The sequence below is a fragment of the Brasilonema bromeliae SPC951 genome (assembly GCF_012912135.1).
GTDB lineage: Bacteria > Cyanobacteriota > Cyanobacteriia > Cyanobacteriales > Nostocaceae > Brasilonema > Brasilonema bromeliae.
Genome location: NZ_QMEB01000030.1, coordinates 25,501 through 35,628 on the forward strand (window position 1 = coordinate 25,501; position 10,128 = coordinate 35,628).

Sequence of the window (10,128 nt, forward strand, 5' to 3'; positions counted from 1 at the left end):
GCGCGGAAATGCCATATCTCGCGCCCCAATCATTAACGGCACAAGGTAGTTGGCAAAACCTACTAATACTGGAAATGTCCAACCGAATAACATGACTGTGCCATGCATAGTAAACATGGCATTGTAGACTGTGCGGTCAACAAGGTCTGATTCTGGGGTAATCAGTTCTCCCCGAATCACCATTGCAAAGATGCCACCAACAAGAAAGAAAATGAAAGCAGTGACGATGTACTGGATACCAATGACTTTGTGGTCAGTGCTGAAGCTGAAGTATCTTTTCCAGCCTGTTGCGGCTTCGTGGTGAGGTTTTCCACCACTATTTAGATTGATGTCTTTAATAGAAATATTGGTCATTTGTTATTTGTCCTTGCGAAACTCACAAATCACAACTAATTGCTGTAATTGACCAGAGGAGGCTGTGCAGGCTCAACTGTAGCCCAGCCAGTTTTGATAAGTCCTTTTGTTTCCTGGGTATACTCAGCAAAAGCTTGATTGGGTGCAGGAGATGGCTTTTGAGTTGCTACTTCGGCAAGCCACTTATCATAGTCTTCGGGAGACTCAACAACTACATTCGCCTGCATTGTAGCGAAGTAAGTACCGCTAAATTGGGAATCGGTCAATTGGTATTTGCCGACGCGGATGGGAGTGAATTCAAAGTCAATTGTGCGTTTGGGAATGATGTCTTGCTTGAGTCGGAAAGCGGGAATATAAAAGCCGTGGATCACGTCTTCTGATTGCAGTGCTAAACGAACGCGGCGATCGCTGGGCAAATGCAATTCAGTACTGGTGATACCTTGATTGGGGTAGCGGAATACCCAAGCCCACTGTTTAGCATCGACTTCAATGTTTTCTACAGGTTCAGTTGAGGAGTCAACAGGCGCAGCATAAGCTGATTCCATCCCCATTGGTGTATGCAGGTGCACAATTTCCATTGGACCACGAATCGCCATTTGCTCGTAGACTTGATAGCTATACCCCGCAATCCATAACACTACCAAAATTGGGATAGCTGTCCAGACAACTTCCAGTGTGATATTTCCTTCAATCGGGGGACCATCTTTAAAATCATACCTGCCAGCTCGATGGAAAGTCACGGAGTATATGATAGTCGCAGTCACTCCAACAAAGATGAATGCGCCCAGTGTGACGAGAAAACTGAACAAATCATCTATCAGTTGTGATTCTGCTGCAGCTTGCGGGGGAAGCCAAGAATATGCCTGCTGCCCTACCCAGAGACTGATAAGAGTGAGGGCGATCGCACTTACAATGAGTCTCAAAACATTCCAGATTTTCATAGTCATTAGTCATTAGTCATTAGTCATCAGTTATCAGTCATTGGTCATTAGTCATTAGTCATTGGTCATCAGTCATTAGTCATTAGCCATTAGCAAAGAACAAATGACTAAGGACTAGAACTATTTACTTCAGCAGCGTATTGGGGTTTTGACCCAATCGCAACAACATGTCAGCAGTATTATGTACCCCAAACTCAGCAGCCAGTTGCGCTCCTAGTGTTCCATGTAAGTACATTAAAAACATGATTGCGAACCCAGAAAACAGATAACTCCATTGCACTTGTTGGCTTTCGTCCTTGCACCAAACATAGCGCTGTAATCCTCTCCAGACTGTCATGCCAACAATCAGTGCTAATAACAAAACACCACCCACACCATGCCAAAGCATTGTTTCCATTGCCTGCAATCCCCAAGCACTCTTCATATCAGATGGTGGATTTGCCAGCATGATTTCGTAAAAGCCTGCTGTCACGGTAAAAAAGCTAATAATGGCTGAACCCAGGATATTGTACCAGCCGACATCAAAGAAGTTGGAACGAACAGCCTTAATTGCCAAAAACTTGAAGACTAGAGTTTGTAACGGGAACAGTACACCTACGAAATCAAAGAGAATGCCGAGAATAAACAAACCTAGAGTGAGATGAACTAAGTTTGGATGAATTGGTATTGCATAGGGCAATCCGTTTACGCCAACATGTGTTTTTAATTGGTCAATAATTTCAGCGTTCATTGCAACAACCCCTCTTTTAGTGCTTCAACAACTGGTACTGTATGCAGTCCATAGACCCAAACCAGTTTGTCTCCGAGATACACTTGTACGCCAACCAGAAGAGTTAAAATCAGTCCTAGTGTAAGATAAGAAAAAGGTATCTTGTTTGGGGTGCGGATACGAATCACATAGCGCCAAGCTGTAATAGATGCAAGAATTCCTGAAAGCGACCAGCCAAGCAGTGTATGAAAATTCAGCACTGACTCAACAGCATCGTAAGGTTCTGCCAAACCAGCTTCAAACTGACCAAAAATGATAGCAATGAAGATGGAAATTGTAGCGAAAAACATATTCCACCAACTCACTTCAAAAAGACGGTATTTCCCTGTGAAATAGCCAATGACATCGCAAACAAAGGCAAACAATACCATCGCAATGACGAAGTGTACAACGATGGGGTGAATTGTATCCGGATACGGTAAATAGTGGTCGTTCAAAGCCGGAAGATACTCAAACATATTTTTCTCCAAGACATATCTTCTGAATGATTTGCCACTGCAAATTATGTATTCAGTAAAAACTTTTGAGACTAAAAATTCTCATACTGAATCAAATTAAGGCTCTACGACGTTTCATGTTTGTCAATTCTTGACAAAAGAAATTTTTAGAACTTTCTGTAAGCCGTTGTGGAGAGTGTTTAACAGTTATCAGTTATCAGTTGCTGAATAACTGTTCACTGTTTACTGTTTACTGATTGAATGAAAACCTACTATTTAACAAAGTGAAGTTTGAGTCATCCAGCGTGCAATTAACACGCACAATGATTCGATACCTACTTTGAGGTTCAGATACTCAATCATTAAGTCAGAAAATAGCCACAGGTTTTAACCAAAAACCTGGTTCAATCGCAGCCCCATGCCCAATCAATTTGCATTTTTGTGGTAATTTATTCCCCTGGGCTGTTTACCACTGTTAGCTATCTTAAACTTATGTAAACAAAATTTATGTATTCTTTGATAGTTTTATATTTTTTTTATTTTGTTATAATGGGACAATAAAATCAACTGTTTTTTCTCTTTGAGATATTAGAAGATAGCACAAATAATCGTAAAATTAAGCATACCAACAAGGGTGATGCAAACGCCTACAAATAGTTTGTTCCAACCTCCTTGAATGGTATATTTATTTACGCGCCCACTGTGCTAGTCAATTCAGAATTGATCTTGGAGAGTTCTAGGTAAACCATCAAATATTGTAAGATACAGAAGTTGTGTGCAACATCTTTACCATATACATAAGGGTAGTGGGAAAGAACTGGCTACCACGCGAGAAATGCCATGATTAAGCTTTATCAGGTCGAATTATCCGGAAATTGTTATAAAGTACGACTAATGCTGTCGCTGCTTGAGATTAAGCATGAGCAGGTGTTGGTTGATCTTCCCAGCGGCGAACACAAATCTCTCCAATTCCTCAAACTAAATCCCTTTGGTCAAATTCCTGTGCTGGTGGATGGGGATGTTGTGGTGCGAGATTCTCATGCAATTCTGGTTTATCTAGCACGACGTTACGGTGATGAGAATTGGTTACCCACAGAAGCAGAACCAATAAGCAAAGTCATGCGGTGGCTGTTCACTGCTGCAAACGAAATTCGTCAGGGACCGGAATTTGCCAGACGATACCACCTGTTTCAAATTCCGCTAGATGTGCAACTGGCAACAGAAAGAGCTTATGCAATCCTGAAAATACTGGATGAGCATTTGACTGGGCGACAATGGCTGGAACTGAACCGCCCCACTATCGCAGATGTTGCCTGTTTCCCATACATTGCACTAGCCCCAGATGGCAAAGTCTCTTTAGATGCTTACCCCAACGTAATTGCTTGGATTAAGCGGATGAAACAATTACCAGGATACGTTGGAATGCCAGGGCTGTAGTATCAATCCAAAATCTAAAATCGATATGACGTTTCATTCTGGAGAAATCGCAGTCCAAACTCAGGCAGGGGTGAGAGATGAAGCACAACGGCTATGTACCGTCGTCAGCAACATTATCAAACCAGCTGCCCAGGAATTCCTGGGCAGCCAAAATTTAGCAGTAGCTGGTACAGTCGATGTAAATGGCAGAGTTTGGGCATCACTGCTCACAGGACAATCCGGTTTTGTGCAAGTCTTAAACGAACAAACAGTACAGATTGATGCCAACCTTATACCAGACGTTGTGCTAAAGCAAAACCTGTACAGTAATAGCCAAATAGGTCTACTAGTCATTGATTTGGCAAACCGCAGGCGCTTGCGTCTCAACGGCAAAGCTGAGATACAGCCAGAAGGGAAAATAATTGTACAAATTCAGCAGGCATTTTTTAACTGTCCTAAATACATCCAGATACGTCATATAGAAAAAGGAGTCATTGAGGCGCTAGGAAAACCTGAAATCTTTACCACAGAGGCTTTGAACGAGACAATCAACACTCTCATTACCACAGCCGATACCTTTTTCATCGCTAGTTCTCATCCAGATTTTGGAGCAGATGCTTCCCACCGGGGAGGATATCCGGGGTTTATCCAAGTGGTGAACAGCAACAAGCTAGTTTTTCCCGATTACACTGGTAATAATATGTTTCAAACCTTCGGCAACCTGGTTGTAAACCCTCATGCAGGTCTTTTATTTATAGATTTCGAGCATGGTCATACCTTGCAGCTTACTGGCAAAGCTGAAGTGATTTGGAATGCAAATAAATTAAGTACTTTTGCTGGAGCGCAACGTTTAGTAGAGTTTGATGTTGAGCAAGTGTTGGAAACCAGGAATGCTAGCCTCCTGCGTTGGCGGTTTGGGGAATATTCGCCTGTGAATCCTAGATGAGAACAAAGGTTGTTCTTGTGTTTGTTCTGCCTGCTGGGGTAAGCACGCCTTGAAGTCTCGAACACGTAACTCGAACATCTGCTCAAATTCTTTTGGATTGAAATATTCAATAATAATTTCGTTACCTTTGTAGAAGAGCGAAATCAGATGAATCCAAGTTTTAACACCAATGTCTCTGTCTATTCCCCAAAGCTTGATTTTTTTGTAGCTGTTCTTGTCTGGTAGCTTTGAAGTTTTTCGTGTAAAGTAATTATCTTGTAGATAAACTTAGCTGCTCCGTTCAGATGACGGAATATTTTGCGTTCACTCTCTGGCTCACTATGCACATATTTATTGAAATAGTAGTGCTCAAAGCAATTATCAGGAATTTCCTCTATCTCAAATGTCTTGATGGTGTCAGGATAGCTCTAAAAAAATTCTGTGCGGACACCATGAATTTGGATAATTTTTTTTGTCAAATTCGATTGATAGAGGTGGTGATATCTACATGATATATAAGGGCTTATCCGGTGAAAGGGCAATGGCTCGGTGGTGCTGGTGCCCAAAGTCACTCCGCGACTTTGCCCCGTTCCAGAGGAACGCTTAAGCCTGTTTTTGGTGTGAACTTTCTTTGGCAGAAGAAGAGCGATCGCACACAAATCCCAAAAAACTTGGGATATTGTTCCAAATTTTTTATAATAGAATCAAAAATTATGAAACCGAAAAAAGTAGAAATTGTCACCATTAAAACTCCCCCAGAGCCATCTCTGAGTGGTTCCGAAGGAGTATCACCTGAATTGGAACAAACCACTGAATCAGAACAAACTACAGCCGACGTAGCGCAAGAACACAAAGACGATCCGGAACAAACCACTGCTTTTGCAGAGGAAGAGAAGCCGGAAATAGAAGAGCCTGGTGCCATCTTTCAAGCTGTTGGAGTTGTTACTGGGAAGGTCGTTTTCACCGAGGAGAACAAAAGTACTATCATCATTGGGAACAAAGAGTATCCCCTCTTTTACGCGCCCAAGAAACAGCGAGCATTTGAGGCACTAAAAAAAGAAGTACAGGCAACAGGCGAAGCCACTCAACGGTTGGTTGTTTACCCGCGTTTTACGCACTTCCCTAGACGCGATCAACCGCCCCAGGTTTCGTTTCAAGTCGTCGGGTTTGACAAAGGACGTGAAACAAAGGGGGCGGCATCCGAGGAACTTTCCGACATGGAGTTCAAACTCTGTGGATTGTGGCAGTTCATCCCCGTTTGCCCCACTCCGTGCATCTCTATATTCCGAAATTTTACCAAAGAGCGGCTGGATCATGTGAAGAAATCGGAACCAGCAAAAAAAGTAAAATTTATGAAAGCAAGCCACCTGCCACTGTTTTGGAGGGATGCGCCAGTTCCGCCGTTCAGATTCAATCCCAAAGCTGAGAAAGAACAGCAAGGCAAGCCGGTTTTCGTGCAGATCAAAGCTAAATTTCTGCCTGCGCGTGATGCTTTTGCTTTTGATTCGTTGCTGGGGCTGCCGTTGGAGAAGCCACCCAAGTTCCTAAAAGTCAGCAAGGAAGATAAGGCAACAGCATTAAAGGCGAAGAGGGACGCTGAAAGAGCTGCTGGCAAGGATGTTGGGGGATACGAACGTAAGCCACCGTATACAGTCAGGCCCAAAGGTCATTTTAGTGAAAAACCAATGACCGAAAAACCAATGACCGAAAAACCAATCATCGAAAAACCAAAGCCGAAACCAAAGCCACAACAACAGTAGTAAAAAAGAAACTCCCTCGTATACCAAGGGAGTTTCTGCTTAGGGGGGGTACGGTCGCCAGGGAAAGCACTGGCTCCTTTTGATTTTTGATTTTTGACTTGTTTTGGCCCCTACACCCCTACACCCTTAGTTTTGGTCAAAATTGACTCTTACTCGGTACCAGAATCATCGAAAAGTAAGGCACTTGGGCTGGATCTACATCATCTAGGGAAACGATTCGCTGGTTTGCCATTGTGCCTCGTTCAATGTAACGCGCCCGTGACAGCAGCCCTAACTTATGTAACACATCATGAACTTTTGTAAAATGCCGTCGCAGCTTGATAATAACAGCAGCATCAGCATTTAACAATTGTGCTTCCAAAACTTCGGCTGGTAGAGGAGCTGGTAGTACACTAAAAACATCGTTACGATAACTCAGAGGAACTGCTAGTGCTGAAGCACATCCCATTGGTGAAGACACTCCTGGCACGACTTCTGTTTCAAAATGGTCAGACAGTCGTGTAAATACGTACATAAACGAGCCGTAAAACAACGGGTCGCCCTCGCACAGTACCACCACATCCCGTCCAGCAGCAAGATGTTCTTTTATAGGGATAACAACCTGGTCATAAATAGGTTGTGCTGCATACGGTTCAAGAGCGCGGGGAAGATGATACTGTACCTCGATTTGATTGCCAGGAAGATATTGGGCTACAATACCTCTGGCAATACTCTGCTTATCGTCCGCAGATTGATAGACGACCACTGGGCAAGAACGTAATAGCCGCAGTGCTTTTAGTGTCAGAAGTTCCGGATCGCCAGGACCTACACCAACTCCATAAAGACGACCTTTGTTCATCATTCTTCCTCCGTTGCTAAGGCGTTAACTGCGGCGGCGGCGATCGCACTCCCACCCCGCCGTCCATGTAATGTCATAAATGGCACACCAAAACTATCTGCTGCCAGTGCAGCTTTCGACTCTGCCGCCCCCACAAACCCAACCGGAAAACCCAGAATGAGCGATGGTTTCGGTGCCCCAGCGCTCAACATTTCTAGTAGCCGAAACAAAACAGTCGGTGCATTCCCAACTGCTACCACTGCCCCTTCTAACACTGGTAACCACAATTCCAAAGCAGCAGCAGAACGGGTGGTTTCCAGTTTTTGAGCAAGTTCTGGCACATCGGGATGATTGAGGGTACAAATCACTGAATTGTCTGCTGGTAGTCGTCGCCGCGTAATACCTTCTGCTACCATCCGACAATCACACAAAATCGGTGCCCCTGCTGCTAAAGCTGTACGCCCAGATTCTACCGCCGTTGGTGAAGCTGCTAAGTCATAAACAATATCTGTCATCCCACAAGCATGAATGAGACGCACGGCTACATTGGCGACATCGGGAGCAAGCACAGACAGATTTGCCTCTGAGCGAATCATGGCAAAGGATTTGCTATATATTTCGTTACCGTTTTTTATATAGTTAATAGTCATTTGTTAGTTTTTAATTCTTAAACGAACCGCCAAGACGCCAAGGACGCCAAGAATAAAGATAGGTAATTTTGTAGCGGGAAGGGAGTAGTTGTTAGTTGTTTGTTTATTTGCTAACCACTAACCACTCTCCTTTCAAAAAACAACTGTTGTAAGTCTGCGATAACATATTGGTTGACAAATTCACCAAATGATGGGTTGGAAGTATCACGTTCTGCCATATATATTTGCAACATTCGCTCTAGCAGTGAAGGTAATTCTGTAAAGGACACCCAACCGTAAAGTTCTCGTCCAAATTTTTCGTGACTATCACCATCACCTACGCAGACTTTATAACCTTCCACCACTTCCCCTTTATCTTCAATATTGAAACCAACAAGAGCAATATCGCTCCTGCTATGCTGAGCACAGGATTTTTCGCAACCTGTGAAGTGAATGTTGACTGGTTGGTCAAGAATAACGCGATCATCCAAGTATTGTGCTAATGCTAGGGCATGATTTTTGGTATCTGTTGCTGAAGACGCACATCCGGTGTTACCAGCGCAAGCAACTAGGGCACTGCGAATATTAGTTACAGACCAATGCAATCCTAAGTTTTCAATTTTACTTTGTATCTTGGGAATCCACTGTTGAGGAATATCTGATATCAAAAGATTTTGCCAAGGTGTCAGCCTAAGTGTACCACTAGCGTAGGTTTCAGCTATATCCGCTAACCCACGTATTTGTAAAGTATTTAATCTACCAACTGGTACGACAACACCAATGTAGGACAATCCTTTGTGTCGTTGGGGATGGACACCGATGTGTTGGTATTTAGAATAGACATTGCATCCAATATCTCTATATTCCTCCTTAATTTGTGTATGACTGCTTTTCACAGAAAAACGCTGTAGTGGATAGGGAAGATGACGCTCAACTTCTTGAAGAAATCTTTCTATACCTAAGTTGTTCAAAATCTCCCAAAAACGTGGCTGACGTGACTTGCGATGAGGAATTGTGTTTCCAGTTTCTAGTGTGAGATGCTGCAAATAGACTTGTGCCAATGCAGCCACAACCTCAACACACTCCTCTGGTTTCAGGCGAATGTCTGTATCAATAAATGGTTCAAATGGTTCAAACAGTGATACACCCAAATTCAGCTTGAGGCGGAAGTAAACGTTATTATCAACCATAACCGCACTCAAGACGATATCGTTGGGGCGTTCGCGCCTTGCGCGGCTCCCTTTGGGAGCTTCGCCAATCGACACACAACCACCGCCATCAAAAGCAACGCTAAATTTCGGTGAAAGTGGTGCTAGCTCGGCGTGAGTGGTAATGTAATGATCTAATTCACAAATGAGTGGTCGAGTATCAATGAGTTCGTACAAATCAATGCCAGCCGTGGGACTACCCATGATATTACGCAAATGATCAACCTCTGGAATGGCTGAAGCTACACCAATCTTCTGTAGAACTCTTAAAACATTACTGGGAATCTCTGTACGAATTGCACGGATTTGAAGATTGGCACGATTGGTAATATTCGTGTAACCTTCTCCAAACTCGTCAGCTAAGTCAGCTATGATATGAAACTGCTGACTCGTCAATATTCCTCCAGGTATGCGGATGCGAGATAAAATACCGTCTCGTGCGGACGTTTGATAAAAAAGACCAGGACAACCAGACACGTCTACAACTCCTTCCCCGTGCGACGCGGAGAGCAGATAATCATTGTGTCTACAAGACACTCTTGGAGTCGGTATTCTGACTAGGGTTTACCCATTACAGCTGCGGCACAGTCCCGGAATCTCACCGGACTTTCCCGACTCTAAGTTTGTGTAGTTTAGCATGAGATAATAGCCTTACATCTTTTTGCCAAATCTTCTTAATTCTTCCATCAGTCGCTAGATGCAGAAATGGTTATCAGTAGTGGGTATTGGTGAGGATGGGTTATCGGGATTGAGTGCGTTCGCCTCTGGCGGGGCTTTGCCCATCGCCCGTTCTCTCCTTGAACATGCACAAGTGATAGTCGGGGGAAAACGCCATCTCGCCATGTTACCACCAGACGATTCACGAGAAAAAC

At 43.6% G+C, this 10,128-nt stretch carries 10 protein-coding genes and 1 riboswitch; of the genes, 3 read left to right on the forward strand and 7 right to left on the reverse strand.

The window, feature by feature from the left end; translation table 11 throughout:
• The 4 genes from DP116_RS29080 to DP116_RS06205 form a co-directional block, all read right to left on the reverse strand.
• Positions 1–354, reverse strand: a 354-nt coding sequence (locus DP116_RS29080; RefSeq protein WP_246275510.1) for a cbb3-type cytochrome c oxidase subunit I, incomplete at its 3' end; no start/stop codon positions are given.
• 35 nt (positions 355–389) lie between these two features.
• Positions 390–1,295, reverse strand: coding sequence for a cytochrome c oxidase subunit II (locus DP116_RS06195; protein WP_169154350.1), 906 nt, complete (start codon positions 1,293–1,295; stop codon positions 390–392).
• A gap of 124 nt (positions 1,296–1,419) precedes the next feature.
• Positions 1,420–2,025 (reverse strand): DUF2231 domain-containing protein, encoded by a 606-nt coding sequence (locus DP116_RS06200; protein ID WP_169154341.1) that lies wholly within the window; start codon positions 2,023–2,025, stop codon positions 1,420–1,422.
• Complete coding sequence (locus tag DP116_RS06205) at positions 2,022–2,522, reverse strand: DUF2231 domain-containing protein (protein WP_169154342.1); 501 nt, start codon at positions 2,520–2,522, stop codon at positions 2,022–2,024. Before DP116_RS06205 ends, DP116_RS06200 begins: the two co-directional genes overlap by 4 nt.
• A gap of 819 nt (positions 2,523–3,341) precedes the next feature.
• Between DP116_RS06205 and DP116_RS06210 the strand changes: the two genes are divergently transcribed.
• The 3 genes from DP116_RS06210 to DP116_RS28460 all read left to right on the forward strand — a co-directional run bounded on the left by DP116_RS06210 (position 3,342) and on the right by DP116_RS28460 (position 6,602).
• Positions 3,342–3,938 carry a glutathione S-transferase family protein gene (locus DP116_RS06210; RefSeq protein WP_169154343.1) on the forward strand — a complete coding sequence of 199 codons (597 nt, stop codon included), beginning with the start codon at positions 3,342–3,344 and terminating at the stop codon, positions 3,936–3,938.
• A gap of 25 nt (positions 3,939–3,963) precedes the next feature.
• On the forward strand, positions 3,964–4,863 hold the full coding sequence (locus DP116_RS06215) for a pyridoxamine 5'-phosphate oxidase family protein (RefSeq protein WP_169154344.1): 900 nt from the start codon (positions 3,964–3,966) through the stop codon (positions 4,861–4,863).
• 509 nt (positions 4,864–5,372) lie between these two features.
• Positions 5,373–6,602, forward strand: a complete 1,230-nt coding sequence (locus DP116_RS28460; RefSeq protein WP_211173110.1) for a hypothetical protein — start codon at positions 5,373–5,375, stop codon at positions 6,600–6,602.
• Positions 6,603–6,738: 136 nt separating this feature from the next.
• Here DP116_RS28460 and DP116_RS06225 read toward each other — a convergent pair whose 3' ends face one another.
• The 3 genes from DP116_RS06225 to cobG all read right to left on the reverse strand — a co-directional run bounded on the left by DP116_RS06225 (position 6,739) and on the right by cobG (position 9,733).
• Positions 6,739–7,443, reverse strand: a complete 705-nt coding sequence (locus DP116_RS06225; RefSeq protein ID WP_169154345.1) for a precorrin-2 C(20)-methyltransferase — start codon at positions 7,441–7,443, stop codon at positions 6,739–6,741.
• Positions 7,440–8,069: a precorrin-8X methylmutase gene (locus tag DP116_RS06230; RefSeq protein WP_169154346.1), complete on the reverse strand. Its 630-nt coding sequence runs from the start codon at positions 8,067–8,069 to the stop codon at positions 7,440–7,442. Before DP116_RS06230 ends, DP116_RS06225 begins: the two co-directional genes overlap by 4 nt.
• Before the next feature lie 110 nt (positions 8,070–8,179).
• A complete protein-coding gene (cobG, locus tag DP116_RS06235) occupies positions 8,180–9,733 on the reverse strand; it encodes a precorrin-3B synthase (protein ID WP_169154347.1) in 1,554 nt (517 codons plus the stop codon).
• Between the two features lie 49 nt (positions 9,734–9,782).
• Positions 9,783–9,891, reverse strand: a riboswitch (cobalamin riboswitch).
• Positions 9,892–10,128: the final 237 nt, after the last annotated feature.

What these genes read in the sequence shown, in the direction of transcription:
- DP116_RS06195 (WP_169154350.1), bottom strand. Translation starts at nt 1,295, where the DNA reads ATGAAAATCTGGAATGTTTTGAGACTCATTGTAAGTGCGATCGCCCTC.
- DP116_RS06215 (WP_169154344.1), top strand. Translation starts at nt 3,964, where the DNA reads ATGACGTTTCATTCTGGAGAAATCGCAGTCCAAACTCAGGCAGGGGTG.
- DP116_RS06205 (WP_169154342.1), bottom strand. Translation starts at nt 2,522, where the DNA reads ATGTTTGAGTATCTTCCGGCTTTGAACGACCACTATTTACCGTATCCG.
- DP116_RS06225 (WP_169154345.1), bottom strand. Translation starts at nt 7,443, where the DNA reads ATGATGAACAAAGGTCGTCTTTATGGAGTTGGTGTAGGTCCTGGCGAT.
- DP116_RS06210 (WP_169154343.1), top strand. Translation starts at nt 3,342, where the DNA reads ATGATTAAGCTTTATCAGGTCGAATTATCCGGAAATTGTTATAAAGTA.
- DP116_RS06200 (WP_169154341.1), bottom strand. Translation starts at nt 2,025, where the DNA reads ATGAACGCTGAAATTATTGACCAATTAAAAACACATGTTGGCGTAAAC.
- DP116_RS06230 (WP_169154346.1), bottom strand. Translation starts at nt 8,069, where the DNA reads ATGACTATTAACTATATAAAAAACGGTAACGAAATATATAGCAAATCC.